General features: G+C 52.2%; 8 protein-coding genes. All 8 read left to right on the top strand.

Features of this window, described 5'->3' with window-relative positions:
• The first annotated feature begins 22 nt into the window (after window positions 1–22).
• The 8 genes from asnB to KK083_RS01065 all read left to right on the top strand — a co-directional run bounded on the left by asnB (window position 23) and on the right by KK083_RS01065 (window position 19,764).
• Entirely contained in the window at window positions 23–1,882 is a 1,860-nt protein-coding gene (gene asnB / locus KK083_RS01030; protein WP_254159328.1) for an asparagine synthase (glutamine-hydrolyzing), read from the top strand.
• Between the two features lie 97 nt (window positions 1,883–1,979).
• Window positions 1,980–3,089, top strand: a complete 1,110-nt coding sequence (locus tag KK083_RS01035; RefSeq protein ID WP_254159330.1) for a cupin-like domain-containing protein — start codon at window positions 1,980–1,982, stop codon at window positions 3,087–3,089.
• A 62-nt stretch (window positions 3,090–3,151) separates the two neighbouring features.
• A complete protein-coding gene (locus KK083_RS01040) occupies window positions 3,152–6,268 on the top strand; it encodes a non-ribosomal peptide synthetase (RefSeq protein WP_254159332.1) in 3,117 nt (1,038 codons plus the stop codon).
• Window positions 6,269–6,339: 71 nt separating this feature from the next.
• Window positions 6,340–12,099 (top strand): non-ribosomal peptide synthetase, encoded by a 5,760-nt coding sequence (locus tag KK083_RS01045; protein ID WP_254159334.1) that lies wholly within the window; start codon window positions 6,340–6,342, stop codon window positions 12,097–12,099.
• Window positions 12,100–12,109: 10 nt separating this feature from the next.
• A complete protein-coding gene (locus KK083_RS01050; RefSeq protein ID WP_254159336.1) occupies window positions 12,110–16,048 on the top strand; it encodes an aminotransferase class V-fold PLP-dependent enzyme in 3,939 nt (1,312 codons plus the stop codon).
• A 10-nt stretch (window positions 16,049–16,058) separates the two neighbouring features.
• The gene (locus KK083_RS01055) at window positions 16,059–17,978 is read left to right on the top strand and encodes a serine hydrolase (RefSeq protein WP_254159338.1); all 1,920 of its coding nucleotides are present in this window, start codon (window positions 16,059–16,061) and stop codon (window positions 17,976–17,978) included.
• A 38-nt stretch (window positions 17,979–18,016) separates the two neighbouring features.
• Window positions 18,017–18,970: a TauD/TfdA family dioxygenase gene (locus KK083_RS01060; protein ID WP_254159340.1), complete on the top strand. Its 954-nt coding sequence runs from the start codon at window positions 18,017–18,019 to the stop codon at window positions 18,968–18,970.
• Between the two features lie 17 nt (window positions 18,971–18,987).
• Complete coding sequence (locus KK083_RS01065) at window positions 18,988–19,764, top strand: aspartate/glutamate racemase family protein (RefSeq protein WP_254159342.1); 777 nt, start codon at window positions 18,988–18,990, stop codon at window positions 19,762–19,764.
• Window positions 19,765–19,790: the final 26 nt, after the last annotated feature.

Here is a 19,790-nt window from a genome sequence, read left to right on the forward strand (position 1 = left end):
AAACTGATAAAACAAGACTAACATGTGTGGTATCTGTGGATTTATAAGATTCAACGGCGCGGTTACGGAAGCTGACCGTGCGATCATCGGCAAGATGAACAGCAAGCTCATTCATCGCGGACCGGACGCGCAGGATACCGTTCTGTTTGACCGTGTGGCGCTGGGGTTCAGCCGGCTCAGCATCATCGGTCTCGAGAATGGCATGCAACCGATCAGGAATGAAGATGGCACCGTGGTGCTGATCTGCAATGGAGAAATATTTAACTACATAGAGCTCCGTGAGCAGCTTAAGAAAGCAGGGCATATTTTCAGAACGGCCTCTGACGTGGAAGTGATCGTGCATCTCTACGAAGACCACGGCATGGATTTCCTGAACAAGCTGAACGGCCAGTTCGCCTTTGCGTTGTACGATTTGCGGACCAACGAGCTTTTCTGTGCCCGCGACCAGATGGGCATCAACCCTTTCTTTTACACCCTCACCGACAACGCATTCATCTTCGGGTCTGAGATCAAGGCGATTCTGGAACACCCGGAGTGTGTGCGCGAAGTGGACCGGGTTGGCCTGGACCAGGTTTTCACCTTTGCCGGCCTGGTGAGCCCCCGCACCATGTTCAGGCACATCAATAGCCTCGAGAACGGGCATTTTATCAACGTTAACCCCAGGGGCAAGATCACGAAGGAAGAATACTGGGACCTGGTGTACCCGGAAGGCGACCCCGGGAATGGCCGATCGGTGAACGATTACGTAGACAGGCTCGAGGACTTATTCGAGGCGTCGATCCGTTTGCGGCTGCGGGCGGATGTACCTTCGGGACTTTACCTGAGCGGGGGGCTCGACTCATCCATGATCGCCATGAAGGTGAATCAGCTGGTGCCACAAGCGAACAAAGAAGCTTTCTCCATTGATTTTATGGAGTCACAGCATTCTGAGTCGTTGTATCAGAAGCTGATCGCACGCGAAAGCAACTCACGCCTGAATCAGAAGACTTTCTTTTACGACGACATCAGCACACGGTTGCAGCATTCTGTTTATCACAGCGAATGTCCTATCAAAGAAACCTATAACACAGCGTCGCTGTCCTTGTCACAGGCTGTTAGATCGAAGGGCATCAAGGTGATCCTGTCAGGCGAGGGAGCCGACGAGTTCTTCGCAGGCTACGTGGGCTACCGTTTCGATAAGATGCGGGCGATGAACCCGTCGCAGTCTGCTCCGGACCCTGCTGAAGAGACCTTGCGCGAGCGGCTATGGGGCGACAGGTCTTTCTTTTATGAAATGAACTTCCTGCAGTTCGACGAGGTGAAACGATCCCTGTATGCCGCGGATGTTGCATCGTCTTTTGAAACGATCAACTGCCTGAATTATCCGCTGCTCAACAAGGAGCGCCTGCTCAACCGGAATGTGCTGAACAAAAGAGCATACATCGATTACAAGATCCGGCTGGTAGACCACCTGGTATCGGATCACGGAGACCGGATGGCCCTTGCCAATTCAGTAGAGGTGAGATATCCCTTTCTGGATAAGGACCTGGTGGAGTACTCGACGCAAATACCGTCATCGCTGAAGCTTCATGATTTCACGGAGAAGTACATCCTGAAAAAGATGGCCAGCCGTTTTGTGCCACAGGCTGTCTTCGAAAGGGAGAAGTTTCATTTCATTGCTCCAGGAAGCCCATACCTGTTGCAGAAGAACATTGAATATATCCAGGATATTCTTTCCTATGACCGCATCCGGCGGCAGGGATATTTCAACCCTGACAAAATAGAAGCGCTGAAAAAAACTTACAGCCAGGAAGGATTCACCGTCAACGCGCCGTATGAAAGTGATCTGCTCATTATCGTGATCACGTTTGGCATCCTGCTCGATAAGTTCTTCAGCGCATAACCGGCCCGTTATCTACAACCGATGCTGTCGTCTCCGGAGCGCTGATGCTGCCGCGTGAATTCGTAATACAAATCTTTAACCTTAAAACAACAAAGCCATGGAAGCCATTGATACCGTAAATCAGCTCAGTCAGCTTGAGTTTCACAGGTCGTACATATGTGACAAACCTGTGGTCATTAAAGGCGGCGTGAAGAACTCGAAAATGTTCAACCGCTGGACTCTGCCTTACCTGCAATCCAAAATAGGATCCAGGATGGTGCAGGTCAGCTACAACAAGGTGGGCGTCTTCAACTACAATGCCGAAAGAACCAAAGTGCCCTTTGACGAGCTGATTGCGCTGGCCACCTCTGAAAGAAGTGATAACAAGTCGTACTACCTGCAACAGGCCTCCATTGTTGAGCACCTGCCCGAGCTGCTGGAAGACGTGGAGCGTCCCGGGCTGATCCTCGACACAGACATGGTGAACGATCCGTACCTGTGGCTGGGTGCCGCGGGATGTGTATCACGCCTGCACTTCGACAACGAAGACAATTTTTTGATCCAGATCAAGGGAAGGAAAGAAGTATACCTCTTTTCCCCGGCGGATACCATTTACCTGTACCAGAGTGAAAAAGCGGGTGGTACACACATGAGTGAGATAGACCTCGACAACATCGACCATGAGCGTTTTCCGCTGGCCCGCCATGCCAGAAAATACCATTGTATTGTGGAAGCCGGCGATATGTTGTTCATACCGCACAACTGGTGGCATCATGTGCGCTCGCTGGATACCTCCATCAGCATCAATTATTGGTTTACACGGTTCGATGTGGTGGACAGCTCGGGACTTGAATCGGCGGGCGTGCAAGACCTCTGCGGACTCATCAAACAGTTCGTGGATAGGGGTGCAAGCATCGATCACAAAGACGTTGACGGAGAACCGCTGCTGCTGAAAGCGATCCGGAAAGGATACGCCAATGTTGTGGAAGCCTTCCTTACGCTCGGGGCCGACCCCAATGTTAAGTCATACCGGTCAAACCCTGACGGTACTTCGGCGCTTCTGCTCGCCATTGCAAACAGGAACCCGGAGATCGTCCGGCTCCTGCTGAGGTTTGGCGCAGATGATCTCCAGACCAGCAACAGGGCGGCGGCATTTGACCTCGCCAAAAAGCAGGGTGGCGCGCAGGTGGCGCAGCTGCTGGAAGAAAGTCTTCTCAAGACCTCGTAAGCCGATATCCATTCAGTGCCAACGGTCTTTCACCATCGCAGACAACCCATAAACCAGATCAGATGATTTTTCAGAATGCACTCATCAAAAGCCTGAAGACGCACCGTGAGCGGATTGCCATAGAAAGCCCTGACCGGAAGATCTCTTACGCAGCCCTGCTGGCGACGGCCAACCGCATATCCGGTTTTTTGCTGGACAGTGATATCGCCAGTGAAACAGTGATCGGCGTAAGCCTGAAGAACCGGGGCGATCTCATTTGCACCATCATCGGTATTCTCAACGCACGGTGCGCATTTGTTTTGCTTGACAGCACACTTCCGGACAACAGGCTTTCGGCCATGATCAGGGACCTTGACCTTCATCACATCATTACGGATGATCGGGATGGCCGCTTTCCAATAGCTGGGAGCGATGCCGTGATCTATACCTATGCGTCGTTACTGGTGGCCGATGCCGACGAAAAGATCCAGTACCCCGAGTATCACCCTGACGACAGCCTTTACGTATTCTTTACGTCAGGCTCCACCGGAACGCCTAAAGGTATCGTTGGAAGGAATGCGAGCCTGTTACAGTTCATCCGTTGGGAGATAGCCACCTTTAGCATTACCAGCGACGCACGGGTGAGTCAGCTGATCAGCCCGTACTTTGACGCCTTTTTGAGGGATGTATTTGTTCCGTTGCTCGCCGGTGGCACTGTATGCATACCGCCTTCTGACGCAGGTCTTTTTTCGCCTGAAAAACTGGTGTCGTGGATCGATGAAGCAGCGATCACCCTGATCCATTGCGTTCCCAGCGTATTCCGCCAATTCAGCAGCGAGCTCCTCACGGCCGATCATTTCAAAGCGTTGAAACATGTTTTGCTTTCGGGCGAGAAGATCCCCCCTTCAGCGCTTGCCCGGTGGTACAACGTCATGGGATCGGGGGTGCAGCTTGTGAACCTCTACGGAACCACGGAGACCACCATGATCAGGTCGTATTATCCCATCAAACCGGAAGATGTCAGGGCGGCGCGGATCCCCGTGGGCATGCCCATTCATGATACACAATTGCTGATCTCCAACAACGACTTCAAGCCTTGTAAGCCATTGATCGCCGGTGATCTTTTTATCATCTCCAACTATGTGACAAAAGGTTATCTGAACAACCCTGAGCTGACTCACGAGAAGTTCATCAGGCTGAACGCGGGAACGCCGGACGAAAAGATCGCTTTCAAAACAGGCGATAAAGCCAGGATGCTGGCGGATGGAACCATTGATCTTATTGGCAGGGAAGACCGCCAGATAAAACTGCGGGGCATGAGAATAGAGCTCGACGAGATCGAGCGTGTGCTTGCGGGTGCCGAGGTTGTCAGAAATGTGGCAGTGGTCAAGCGCACGTTTGAAAATGGCGATGAGTCGCTGGTGGCTTTTGTGATCCCCGCAGCCGAAGACGTCACAGACCTGTCAGGTAACCTCAGGCAGTACCTTGCGTTACATTTGCCCGACTATATGGTTCCCGCGGATATTGTAGCGGTGGAGCAATACCCGCAGCTGAGCAACGGCAAGATCGACTACCAGGCACTTGCCAGCTTACCGGTGCAGGAAACCATCATCGCCCCGGCCAATGCCGTCGAGGCGAAGATCTTGTCGATCTGGAAAGATGTGCTCGGCGACAAATCCATCTCTACAGACGACAGCTTTCATAAGATCGGCGGCAACTCGTTAAGCATCATGAAGCTGATCGGCAGGATCTACAAAGAGTACAATGTCAGGATCAGCCTGAGCGAGCTGTTCAATAACCTCACCATCAAGCAACAGGCCCTGCTGGTGCAGCGCTCCAACAAAGACATGCTGTACATGATCCCACGAACTTCGCCGAAAGCTTTTTACCATGTGTCTTCGGTGCAGGAGCGTATGTATTATAACCAGGAGCTGAAAAAGGAAAGTACTTCCTACAACCTGCCCATGGCCTGGGAGGTCAAAGGTGCATTTGACAAGGCCAGGGTGGAATCCGTTTTCAAGGCGTTGATCCACCGGCATGAGGTCTTGAGAACCGCATTCCGTATCGATCAGGGCGAGTTGTTCCAGTTTGTGGAAAAGGAAGTCGACTTTGAAATAACGGAGGTCAGCATCACCGACGAGAATGTCGACCACGCGATCAGGAGATCTATAAAACCCTTTGATCTCGGCAAGGCGCCTTTGCTGCGGTGCGCGGCCATCCATACACCTGCCGGGAGAAAAATGCTCGTGGTTGACCTGCATCATATTATTTGCGATGGCATGTCACAATGGAACCTGCTGGCGGATTTTTCAAAACTTTACAGCGGAGAAGTGTTGAAGCAGCCGGCGATCCAGTATAAAGATTACGCAGAGTGGGAGTATCATTTCAGGTCAACAGAGGAATATCTTTCTCACCGGGAATTCTGGCTCCGGAGCTTTGAAGGTACTATGCCTGCGCTTGACCTTCCCGTGATCTCCGCGGGCACTGATGATACCGATCATGGCGGCAGCCTGCAGTTCGAGGTCGGCAAGAAAACCCTTCAACCATTGCTGGATTATCTGCATAACGAAGGCATGACCGCCTTTCCGGGATTGTTCTCACTATACCATGCCTTCTTATGCCAGCTGACCGGGCAGGAAGACATCGTCATCGGCACGGCTACGTCCGGCAGGATGCAGCAGGAGCTGGAGGAAGTTGTGGGCATGTTCGTAAAAACCCTTCCCATCCGTTATCAAATGGATCCTGATATTTCTTTCAGCGGTTTGGTGAAAGGCATCAACCACCATCTGATACAGGCCAACAGCAAACAGGTGTATGATCTTGCCAACATCGTGATCGAGCTGAACAACAACAGGGCTACACCCATTAAAAGCCTGTTCGACGCTGCGTTTGTCTTTCAGAACTTCGGGGAGCGCAACCGGGCGAAAGGGGCCGGAGAATTTTCTCTTCATTCCTTCGAGAACATCAGCGCCAAATATCCGATCGTTCTTTTTGCGAGCGAAGATGACGACGCGTTCGTGTTCAGGTTTGAATACCTCTCGTCGTACTTTACAAAAGCAGACGTGGAGCTGCTCGTAAGCCGTTTTAAGCTCTTGTGTGAGAAAGTATCCGAGAACCTCGACGCCAGCCTCATCGAGATCATTGGCGGCAATGAGTCCACAGACGGCCTGGTTGAAGATGATATCCTTTTCAATTTTTAGTGCATCCGTTTTTTTTGCCTGCTGCCGGGCAGAATATCAGTTCACTGTAATAGCCATCTACTGAAACCCCTATGATCGAAGAATCAACCTTAAACCTGAAAGCGCTCAAGGTAAATCAGAACATCGCCTCGCGGAATTACTGGAAGAATCGGTTTTCGGATTTTGAGTTCAGGACATATTTCGAGCACATTCAGCTCACGCAACGACCGCTTGATCACAAACGCCCGGGTGCATGCCAGTCGAAGGCATCCGCCGGACTCTATCAGGACCTCTGTGAAATAGCACCGTCAGACAACGCCAGGCACCTCATCCTGCTATCGGCGCTGGGTATTTTTATTTCGAAGTACGCTTCAACTGATGATGTCTGCGTGTTCAGCTTGCCATACACGAATGACGCGAAACGTGAGCACAACCTGATGCCGGTGAGAATGAACGGTTTTGCCGGGACGGACTTCAGAACATTCCTGTCTCAGCTGAAACAGAACATGCTCCAGGATCTGAAGCACAGGCATTACCCGGTGGAGAAAATATTCAGCCTGGAAGTGTTGGAACACGCGTCGCCGGTAGGTATGCTGCTGGAAGGCAAACACCCTTCGCAAGCGTTTGATGTGCTGCAGCCCGGCATGTTGTTCTGCTTTAAGATACAAGATGCGCTTGCTCTCACGCTCCGGTACGACCAAAACACCCATGACGAAAAATACGTGTCGCTGCTTCCAGGACTTTATTTCAGCCTGCTGGGCAACCTTGTGCGTGATGTTAAAAAGAGCATCGAAGCCGTGGAGCTCATCTCGGAACAGGAGCGGAGTCGCATCATCAATGAGTTTAACGATACCGACAGCAAATACGACAGGAGTGAGTCTGTCATTGAGATGTTTGAATCGCGTGTGGAAAAGAACCCTTTTTCTACAGCCCTGGAAAGCGGTGGACAGGCCATCAGCTTTCACAACCTGAACATCGAGGTAAATAAGTTGTCACATTACCTCTATCAGGCGGGTGTCAGGCCCAATGAGCCTGTGGCGATCCTGCTGCGTCGCTCTGTTGATTTTGTGGTGAGCGTACTGGCTGTGCTCAAGGTGGGAGGCGTGTACCTGCCCATTGACCCTGACTACCCTGGTGAGCGCATCAACTACTTGCTGAAAGACAGCCATGCCGGGTTTCTCATTACACATGACGAGCTGCTGGCTGCCACCACGATACAAACATCTGTAGTAAAGATCGCGCTCGATACAAACAGGAAGGAGATACAGGCTTGCCCGATACTCAACCCAGGCAGAAAGAACGGTGGCAGTATTTATGTGATCTATACTTCCGGATCCACCGGTAAACCGAAAGGTGTGATCGGCACCCAGGTGGGGCTGCTGAACAGGCTTCGCTGGGGATGGCACAAGTACCCTTACACCGCCGGGGAAGTGTGCAGCCAAAAAACCAGCCTGAGCTTTGTGGATCATGTGGCGGAAATGTTTTCACCGCTGCTTATGGGCGTGCCGCTGGCAGTGATCGACGCGGAAGATGTCATGGATGTGAACAAGCTCGTGCATTGCATCACCGGAAGGAAGATCAGCAGGATCACGCTGGTGCCTTCGTTGCTGCAGGCGCTGATACAGGTTGTGCGGGAAAAGAAAATAGAGATCACTACGTTGCAATATGTGTTTTGCAGCGGAGAGAATTTGCCGCTCCCACTTGCCAGGGAGTTCTTCGAGGTTTTTCCATCGGTGAAGCTGGTGAATATCTATGGCTCAACGGAGGTCAGCGCCGATGTTACGGCATATACGGTGAATGATATGTTCCACGCTGAAGAACAAACGTCTCTTTATGTGGAGAACCGTAAAGTACCCATAGGCACCCCGATGTTCAACACCAGGATACTGATCCTTGACAGGAATGACCGGCTGATGCCGATAGGCGTGCCCGGGGAGATCTGTGTTTCCGGCGATGCTGTGGCACCCGGATATCTGAACGGCCAGGAGCTCACCGCCAGCAGAATGACGGACAACCCGTTCTTCAGGAAACAGAAAATGTACAGGACGGGCGACCTCGGCCGGTGGTTGCCCGACGGAAACATCGAGTATCTCGGCAGGCTCGACCATGAAGTGAAGATCAGGGGATTCAGGATCAGGCTCGGAGAAATAGAAGACGCGCTGAGAACCCTGACTGCTATCCACAAGGTGGCAGTGGTTGCCAGGGGAATGGAAGGAGACCAGCAGCTGGTGGCGTATTATGTGAGCGAAACCGATCTCAGAAGCTCGGACCTGCGACTCTATCTCTCGGGGAAATTGCCCGGCTACATGGTGCCGTCACACTACATCCGGCTGCAGCAGCTTCCGTTGACACCCAGCGGTAAAACAGACCGGCATGCATTGCCGGAACCGGAGATCAGGGCAGGTGAAGATTACCAGGCGCCTTCGGATGAGACCGAGAAAAAGCTCGTCAGCATATGGGCCGATGTGCTCAGGCTGGAAGCACCGGTGATCAGCGTTACCGCCAGCTTCTTCGAGTTGGGTGGCCACTCGCTCAGGGCCATGTCGCTGGTTAACAAGATCCAGGAAGTATTTGGCATAACCATTTCCATCCGTGAGGTGTTCGACCGGAAAGACATCCGGAGCCTGGGCAGGCTATTGCGTACTTCGGAACGGTCTGTGATCTCAAGACTGAAACGGGCCGAATCGCGCGAATACTATGAGTTATCCATCGCGCAGCAGCGTGTTTACTACTTTTACGAGCTTGATAAACTTTCGCTCGCTTTTAATTTGCCGGCCGTCACCAGGATCGAAGGCCCGCTCGATATGGAAAAGCTCCGGAGCGTCTTTATGCAGCTTGTTAATCGCCATGAAACCTTACATGCTTCTTTCAGGATCGTCAATGACAAACCGGCCCAATTTATCCATAAGGACTTTACGCTCCCGATAGAAGAATTTCAGTGTACAGAAGACGGGCTCGACTCCATCATCCATCAATTTATCCGGCCTTTTGATCTGAGCCAGGCGCCGTTGTTCAGGGTAGGGCTCGTGCAAACGGCTCAGCAGGTGCATTACCTGATGGTTGATATGCATCACATCATCTCAGACGGTGCGTCTATCGGGTTGCTGATCAACGATTTTATGCTGTTGTATAACGATGTGCCATTGCTTCCGCTGGAGCTCGACTACAAAGATTATGCGATGTGGCAGCAGAGTGCAGGGTACCAGAATAAGATCGCCCGCCAGAAGGATTTTTGGGTAAAACAGTTTTCGGAGGCCATTGTGCCGCTCGATCTTCCGATAGACTTTGCGAGACCCACTACTACGGAAGGTGGCACGTTTGCATTTGCGCTCAGCGCAGACGAGACAAGGCAGCTGCGGGCCATCGCTGAGAAGGAGGTGGCAACCATTTCGATGATCATACTGTCCGTGCTCAATATCCTGCTGGGAAAGATGGCCAACCAGGAAGATGTGGTGGTAGGTATGGCGGTGGCCGGACGGGAACAGTTTGAGCTGGAAGGTATGATCGGCATGTTTCCAGTAGTGCTGCCGTTGCGTACCTATCCTAAGGCCGAGCTAAGCTTCCGGGAATTTTTGACCTCGTTGAAAGCTACGTTCCTATCTTCATTCGATAATCAAAGCTATCAGTACGAAGAGCTTGCGAAGGAGCTGAACCTGGAGCGCACCACCGCGAGAAACCCCTGGTTCGATGTGATGTACCTGTATCAGAATTTCGAGAGGTCGTCGCTGGCGATTCCCGGCGTGGTGGTGACACCTTATAAGGAACAGAACACCGTAGCCTATGAAAAGCTCAACCTGACGGTGATCGAGAACAGGGACCAGTTATGTTTCAGGCTGGTGTATGCTACAGCCCTCTTCAAAAAAGAAACCATGGAGCGGCTGGCGAAATACTTCCGGCATATCGTCAACGTGGTGATCAGAGACACCGGCGTCCGCATCGCAGACATTGAAATGACGGAAGGAGATAACAGGGCGTATGTCGCGCATGCCGGCAACAACAGGAAAAGCATCGCACGGGACAAAGGATTTTCAGCGCTGTTCAGGGACCAGGTCAGCAGAACACCACTGAATATCGCCGTCAGGCATAACGATTCCGCGCTGACCTATGAAGCGTTGAGCCGTGAATCGGTACACCTCGCATCCCGGCTGAAGGCGAGGGGAGTAGCACCTGACAGGAATGTTGCCTTGCTGTTGCCGAGGGGAATTGGCATGCTTACCAGTATTCTCGCGGTCTTTCATGCGGGCGGCGCCTATGTGCCCGTGGATGTTGACTTTCCCCTTCAACGTATCCAGGAGATCCTCTCGGGCTGCCGGCCACAGGTTGTTATCGTGTCGGCGGAGACCTTGCACCTCATCGACGGGATCAAAGGCATCCACGAAATGATGGAAGTTATTTGTATCGACCCCCCGGATGAGGCAAACAAAAAGTTAATTGAACCCGTGCAGCAACAAGGCGATGACCTCGCTTACATCATTTATACTTCGGGCACCACCGGAAAGCCCAAAGGTGTGATGATCCACCAGCTCGGCATGATCAACCACCTGCACGCCATGATCGACATTTTAAAAGTGGACGAAAAGGACGTTATCGCCCAAACCGCTTCACCTTGTTTCGATATATCCGTGTGGCAGTTCCTGACGGCGTTGGTCACAGGCGCCACCACGTGTATCATTGATAAGGAAAAGATCATGGAGCCGGCCGTGCTGGTGGAAACCCTGCAACGAGAGGGCGTCACGATATTCCAGGCTGTTCCGTCGTTGCTGGCCACCTTCCTGGATGAGGTCCCCGAAGGCAGCCGTAAGCTGGAAAAACTGCGCTGGATGATTCCAACAGGCGAATCGCTGACAGCGCCACTAGCCAAAAAGTGGTATTCATACTATCCGCATATTCCGTTGCTGAACGCCTATGGGCCGGCGGAAGCATCAGACGATGTTACCACGTATGTTGTGGCGCCTCCTGAGGAAGGCCAGCTCGCGGTGCCCATCGGAACACCCATTCAGAATATGCAGGTGTACATTGTGAATGACTCGATGAAGATCTGCCCGGTGGGTGTGAAAGGAGAAATATGTGTGGCGGGCATCGGTGTTGGCAAGGGATACTGGCGTGATGAAGAAAAAACCAGGAGCGCGTTTGTATCCAATCCCTTTGTGCAGACCGAAAACGATCCGGACTACGCTACGCTGTATAAGACCGGCGATATCGGCTACTATCTTCCGGATGGAAGCATCATGTGCTGCGGCCGGAGAGATGATCAGGTCAAGATCAGGGGATACAGGATCGAGCTGAATGAGGTAGAGGGACAGTTGTTGCAGCATGACATGATCCAGGAAGTGACTGTTCAGGCGAAAGAGTCCGACGGCATCCGGTACCTTGTTGCCTATTACGCGGCGCCGGAAGAGATCGCGCCCGCTGATATTGAAAAATTCCTGGCAGACCGGCTGCCACAATACATGATCCCGTCTTATTATGTGAGGCTGGCGAAGCTGCCATTGACCCCTAACGGAAAGCTCGACAGGCGGGCGCTACCCGAGCCCGACATAAAAACCGAGATGCAGTATGTTGCACCTGCCAACGAAATGGAAGAGCGACTGGCCGTTGTATGGTCGTCAGTTTTAAAACTCGATGCCGACAGGATCGGCGTAGAATCCAGCTTCTTTACCATGGGCGGTCATTCTTTGAGCGCGATCATATTGCTCAACCGGGTTTATAAAGAATTTCAGGTAAAAGTGCTGCTGAAAGAGTTCTTCATGAAGCCAACCATCCGGTTTACGGCAGAGTACATCGAAACGCATAGGTGGCTGCAAGCGGCGCCTTCTGTGGAAGCTGTGGATGCGACAGAAGTGATCATTTAACCGCCCGGCGATGGGTAGCGTAATGCAAGCCAGACCAGAAAAAGAACCGCCGATCAGGCCACGGGAAATATCCGGCAACATGGCAGATGCCAGGGTGATGCGTCCCGTACAATTGCCCAGAGACGTGGTCGGTGCTTCGGTAGGCCAGGGCAGATCGGCACAGGTTTGCACAGTGCTGGATGCCGTTGAAACAAACAAGCTGAAGGTCATGGTGCAACAACAGGAAGCGTCTCTGTTCGCAGTGATGTTGGCCTGCTACTCCGTTTTATTAAGCAAGCTCAGCGGACAGGAAGACATCGTCATGAACATTGCTGCTCCGGGCGATGTGTGCTCCGGTCTTGAAGACACACGTGAATACACCATTCCCCTGGTCAGCGTTCCGGGCGGAGATCGGCAGTTCAGCGATCTGGTTGCCGAAGTGATGCAGAGCTCCAATGCGTTCCCCGGAGGCCATGATGTGTTTGCGCCACAAGCCAGCGGAACTACGGCAGGAGGTGAGCAGTTTTCTTCCAATGTCTTTTTTGCAGTGCTGTCCCCGGGATGTTTCAACGCCAACACTTTCCCTGAGCGTTTTCCCCTCCTGAGCCATACGCATTTTGATCTCGCGCTGGAAGCTGGAGAAAAGTCTGGCGAAATGCACCTGTGCCTGACATACGCTGTTCGCAGCTTCTCACGCGATACGGTAGAGCGATTTGCGGGCTACCTGAAAAGGATCATCTCAGTTGTTACAGCCATTCCGGATATCAGGATCTCGGATATCCGCATCATCGGTGAACAGGAGATCAACCAGGTTCTGGTCCAGTTCAACGATACTGCACATGACTTTCCCGATGAGTGTGTGATTGCTCTGTTCGAAAAGCAGGTTACAAAAACGCCGGATACAGTAGCCATCCTATTTGAAACGCAGCAGATCACCTATGCTGAGCTTAACAGGGAAGCGTGTAAGCTTGCGGCATATCTCCGGCACAAAGGCATGCAACCGGACCAGGTAGTGGGTGTGCTGCTGGAGCGATCGGTGGCATACATTGTGGCTGTACTGGCCGTGCTGAAAAACGGTGGCCTCTATCTGCCTTTGGATCCGGGGCATCCCGAATGGCGGCTTGATTTTATGCTGCGCGATAGCCTTGCCGATTTTCTCATCACTAAGAAAAATATTCTGCAGAACAAGCATGTGGAATGTTCGGCTACACTGATATGCCTCGACCAGGAGGCGCAGATGATAACAGCTTGCGCCGGTCACATAGAGTTCGCCCCGCATGCGCGCGACATTTATGTTATCTATACTTCCGGTTCAACGGGGAAACCAAAAGGAGTTCTGGGAAGCCAGAAAGCATTGGTCAACAGGTTGCACTGGGGATGGGATCACTATCCTTACACTCCGGAAGAAGTATGCTGTCATAAAACCGGTTTTTGCTTTGTAGACCATGTGGTGGAGTTGTTTTCACCCCTGCTCAGCGGTGTGCGCCTGGTAGTGCTCAACGATCAGCAGATGACAGACCCGGGAGCGATGCTGGCGCTGCTGGCCCAACATCGTATTGGCAGGATCACACTGGTGCCTTCGCTGCTGCAGTCGCTTATCAAGGCGAAACGTCACAACAATGTTCAGATGGACTCACTGCGGTATGTTTTCTGCAGTGGCGAGGTTCTTACGTTTTACCTCGCGCAGCAGTTCTACCGGGAGTTTGGCCGTTCACGCCTGGTGAATATTTACGGCTCAACCGAAGTAGGTGCCGATGTATCATATTGTAACGTTGACCGTTATAATGTAGACGATGTTTTAAAATACTTCAGGAACACTTCCGGTATCGCCTCCGGGCAGGCCCAGGATGGTGGCATGCGTGGCTTTACCTCGGGGCAGGTAGACGTGGCACGGCTGGCAAAAAAGTTTCTCAATAGCGAGATCGCCGATTACCCCGTTCCGCTCTCGGAATATTATGCGAAGCTTGACCGTGACGTCATTCCTTATACCATCGATACCTCATCTCCTGCGTTCATAGGACACATGACCTCCGTTCTCCCGGATTATGTGCATGATCTCAGCAAGCTCATTTCGCGGTTGAACCAAAACCTGGTGAAGATCGAGACGTCAAAATCCGTCACCTTCCTCGAAAGAGAAGCCATCGCTATACTGCACCGCGTTTTCTACGCGTTCCCGACTCAGTTCTATGACGAGAATGTTCAAAAGCTGAACACCAACCTGGGGATCATCACCAGCGGCGGCAGTACGGCAAATATCTCCGCGTTGTTAACCGCGCGAAACAGGGCATTGTATGGGGCACGCGCCAGTGAGAACGGGAAACACGGCGCAAGCATCTACACACTGCTGCGTGCGCAGGGATATGAAGACATGGTATTGATCGGATCGGAGCTCATGCATTATTCGTTCAGGAAGGCGGTGTCGGTATTGGGATTGGGTACCGACAACATCGTTTATGTGAAGAATGATATATACGGACGGATGAGCATCGCGGATCTTGAAGAAAAAATTGCTGCTTGCAAGCAACAAAAGCGTTTGATCCTGGCCATCGTTGGCATTGCGGGCTCGACGGAACGTGGGAGCATAGATCCGTTGCCCGAGATAGGACGGATCGCAGCGGCCCATCACATCCATTTTCACGTAGACGCGGCATGGGGTGGGGCGCTGATCTTTTCAGAGGTACACCGGCACCTGATCCGGGGCATTGAGAACGCCGATTCCATCACCTTCTGCGGCCACAAACAATTGTTCCTTCCCCAGGGCATCAGCATCTGCCTGTTCAGGGATCCCTCACAATTGAGCTACAATTCAACGGTGGCCAATTACCAGGCGAAGCAGGACTCGTATGATACGGGCAGGTTCACCATAGAAGGCTCGAGGCCCGCGTTGTCAATGTGCCTGCATGCATCGCTGAGCGTGATCGGAAAAAAAGGATACGCGCTGCTGATCGACAACGGCATTGAACGCGCTGCATCTTTTGCACACCTCATCGGGGCGCAGGATGCTTTTGAGCTGGTGAGCTGCCAGATCAATATTGTGAACTACCGGTATATTCCCTCTGCCATGAGGGATACGCTGCGCAAAGGTGCGTTGACCCCGGCGATGAATGCAACGATCAATAAGCTCAACAACGACATACAGGAGAATCAATTCTATCAGGGCAGAACATTCGTCTCCAAGACCATCATCCGGCACGTGGCACATGGCGAAATTGTTGTCTTCCGCGCCGTACTTTCCAATCCGCTGACAACACAGGATGACCTGATCAATGTTTTGAAAGACCAGTTCAGCATCATTGAAGCGCTTAGCGGTGACCGAAACGAATTCCGTGCGGTGCCTGAGCCGTTCAGGATGGATGACCTGCCGGAGCACGAAAATGCAGGACGAAGGAGCGAGCACCGGAAAGTATCAATAGGCCGGCCGTTGTACAATACGAAGATCGTGATCGTGGATAGATATGACCGTGTGCAGCCCATCGGTGTTCCCGGTGAAATATGTGTTTCCGGAGCGGGGCTCGCCAGTGGTTATGCCGGCGATGCTTCCCAGCGCACACACCGGTCGTTTGTGCCCAATCCTTACGATAGCAAGGCGCTGATGTACAGGACCGGCGACCTCGGCAAATGGATGCCCGACGGAACCATTGAATTTGTCGGGAGAATTGACCGGCAGGTGAAGGTCAACGGCTGCCGCATAGATCCCGAAGAGATCGAGGATGCACTCTATGCGCATGGCGGTATCGACCACGTTGCCGTCATCGAAAAAGAGAAGGGCACACGCCGGTTCCTGGTGGCATGTTATGTTTCCGAGGAGCCGATAGACCCTGCCGCGTTGCGTAGCTTCCTCTTGCTACGGCTCCCGGCCTATATGGTGCCCGCTTATTATGTAAGCATGCAAAAACTGCCCCTGACCTCCAACGGAAAAATAGACAACCAAACCTTACAGGAAGCCAGTGCCGGGCATTCCTTCACTTAATACAACTTTTATGAAAAACACATCCATCATCATGGGACGATCATTCCCGAACAAAGCGCTCATGCGCACGATCTTGATGCTGCCAGTATGCTGGAGCATGATGCTTCAGGCACAGGAACGTTTCACCGTTGCAGGCCGGAATATTACCGTCAGCACCTTCAACCGGGAAATTGAAAAGATGCTGGATGAGACCGGCATACCGGCGGTTTCATTGGCAGTGATCGATAACAACAAGATCGTTTTTTCCAATGCCTATGGATACAAGAACCTGCCCGAGAAACAGCGTGTCGATAAGAACACAATTTTTGAGGCCGCTTCACTATCTAAGAGTTTCCTGGTGTACGCCGTGTTCAAACTGGTAGATGAAGGAAAGTTTGATCTTGACAAGCCCATGCACGAGTATATGGACCCGGGGCCGCCCCTGAAGTATGATCCACGTCACAAGGCGATCACTCCGAGGATGATCCTCAGCCATACCTCCGGCATCGAGAACTGGCGATGGGAGAACAACAGGGACTCACTCGAGATCTTGAGCAACCCCGGTGAAAAATTTGTTTATTCCGGTACGGGTTATAACTACATGGCCGAGGCGATCGGGTTGATGCTGGGAGAACCGTATGAGAAATACATCGAAAGGATGGTGATCAAACCCTTGAAGCTGCGGCGTTCTTATGTGATGTTCGAAACGCGGGACGGCAAGGAAACACCGTCAAATTTTGCACTCGGCCACGATGCGTTTGGTAATCCCCATGACAAATGGAAAAATACGGAAGCAGTGCCTTCCAGCGCAAACATCGTTACCGCTGAGGACTATGCCAGGCTTATCATTGCCACTTTTGACGGCAAACACCTGTCGGCGAAAAGTATTCGTGACATTCTTCAGCCCATCAGCAAAATGGATAAGGACATGCCTTATTACTACGGTGCCGGCTTCGAGGTTTTTTATCTGGGGAAGGATACCCTCATCGCGCATAGCGGAAGCAATCCGGGATTCAAGGGACACGTGTTTTATTCCGTTGTCAACAAAAGAGGTTTTGTGTTTCTGACCAACAGCGAGCGTGGAAAACTGATCACTACCAGGCTGAGCAGGATGACGGCGGGCTTTGACATCGATCACTACTACATACCATTTTATCCAGACCAGTATCCGAGCAAAGCCATAGACGTGCTGAAGATCTACCGCGACCAGGGCGCCACCGCGATGTTTCAGACGATAACACAGTGGAAGCAGGAGGGCAAGCTTGATATAAAAACCCTCAATGAGGTAGCGCGCGTTTTTATCGACCATGACCGGGCCATCTCCTCTAAATTGCTGTACATGGCCGTCAGGTTGTTTCCGCCATCTGCCGAAACCCATTACCGGTTGGGTGATCTGTACAAGAATGAAACACAGTATGACTCCGCCTTTAAGAATTATACAAAAGCCCGTGCGCTTGATCCGGCACTGCCCGACATAGACCAGGCGCTGAAGCATTGCAGTGAAATGATGGCGGATGCCAGGCGGCGGGAGGCCCTCATCGTTAGCGTTGTTCCGAATGAAAGCGCCACCATACAAGCCGAAGACTACAATACAATGAAAGGTATTGCCATGGAGAAAACTGCAGATGCGGGCGGCGGCCAGAACGTAGGTTTTATAGAAACCGGAGACTGGATGGACTACCGCATCAACGTGCGGGCTGCTGGAACATACGCAGTCTCGTTCCGGGTTGCCAGCTTTAATGGAGGCAGCCAGATCCAGTTGCGCTCGGCTGATGACATACTGGCCACTGTTGATGTTCCCGCTACCGCCGGATGGCAGACCTGGACAACCCTCACGGCCGATGTTACGTTGCCCGCCGGAGAGCAGACGTTACGGCTTTTTACCACTAACGGCGGTTTTAATATCAACTGGCTCCGGCTCACCGCATCCGAAGGGGCGAAACCAAAATAGCGCGGCACGATTACTCACCTTGTAAACCACATAAACCTATGAACGAAACAAAAACGATCGAGGCGATCGGGCTGCCGCTGGTGGTGCAGCTCGACGACATGGATAAGGACGCATTCATTGCTTACTATCGGAAAAATGAAAACGAGATCACGCGAAAGCTGTCGAAGAGCGGCGCATTGAAGTTTACGGGTGTTACGATAAACTCCTTGCAGGATTTCCAGCACATCGTTGATTCCATATCCAGCAAGTTTCTGAACTACATCGATGGCAACTCTCCGCGTACGAAGCTGTCGGGCAATGTATACACCTCTACGGAGTACGATAAAACACAAAAGATAACGATGCACAATGAGCTGTCATACTCGGCGAAGTGGCCCAACAAACTGTTCTTTAGCTGCCTTCAGCCGGCCGAGAGCGGTGGGGAAACGCTGATCGCAGACAGCCGCGAGATCTACCGGAAGATGAGCCGGTCTATCGTGTCGGAGATCGAGAAGCGGGGAATTACCTACATCCGGAACCTGCACGGAGGTATGGGAATGGGGCCTTCCTGGCAGGATACGTTTGAAACCCGCGACAAAGCACAGCTCGAGCAATACTGCACATCATACGGAATAGACTTCGAGTGGCGCGACAACGATATGCTTAGACTCAAACAATTCAGCAAGGGTGTGATCGAGCACCGGCAGAGCGGGGAGAAGCTGTGGTTCAACCAGATCGATCAGTTCCATCCTTGCCACCTGGGAGAAGAGATGTTTGAAACGATCATGATCATGTACGGCGACGAGCAGAACTTTCCCATGTACGTGACCTACGGCGACGGCAAGGCGATAGACAAGAAGATGGTACAGGAAATACTCGACACCATTGATCAGGTCACCATCTATCCGCCATGGCAGAAGCATGAATTGATGATCGTAGACAACGAGCTGGTGTGTCACGGGAGGAACTCATACACCGGAGACCGCCGGGTGCTGGTGGCGATGTCAGAATGATCTTTAACCACCGTGCGATGGACGTTGCCAACGATAACGTGATCGGCATCGTAGGCGGTATGGGGCCTGAAGCGGGAATGGCTTTGTTCAATTCCATACTCACCCATACACGCGCTGCCACAGATCAGGAGCACTTGTCGGTGTTGTTGATGTCTTTTCCCCGGCATATCACAGACCGCACATTGTTCCTGCAAGGTGACGAAGAGATCAATCCGGCCTATAACGTGAGCGACATGATCTGCAGGCTTGAGTATGCGGGTGCCAGGGTGGTCGGTCTGGCGTGTAATACCGTGCATGTGCCGGAGATCTTTGATGTTATTGCAGCAGAGCTTCGTAAAAAGAACAGCCAGGTGCGGTTGCTCAATATGCCGGCGGAGACTTGCCGTTATATCAGGCGCCACCATGCGCAGGTGCACCGTGTAGGACTGATGACAACGAACGGAACGTATCGTTCAGCACTGTATGAAAATCTGCTGCTGGATTTTGGTTTTCATGCCATCGTACCGGATGCGATGTTTCAGAACGACGTTGTTCACAGGATGATCTATGACAAGCACTTCGGTATCAAAGCCAACCCGGGACGCATTACGCCTGAAGTAAAATTACGCGCGGCCGAAGCGATTGAATTTTTCCGGCAGCACCAGGCGGAAGCCATTATCCTCGGATGCACGGAGCTGTCGCTGCTGAAACAGGAATTGAGCCGCGACTTCGTTATCATCGATTCTACCGAAGCCCTGGCCCTTGCCCTGATCAGGGAAGCTACCGTTGCGCTTGCCCAGGCCCCACAGCTTTGATGTGCGCTATCATTATGCTTATTACA

It is taken from the genome of Chryseosolibacter histidinae, from assembly GCF_018598225.1.
Classification (GTDB): domain Bacteria; phylum Bacteroidota; class Bacteroidia; order Cytophagales; family Cyclobacteriaceae; genus Chryseosolibacter; species Chryseosolibacter histidini.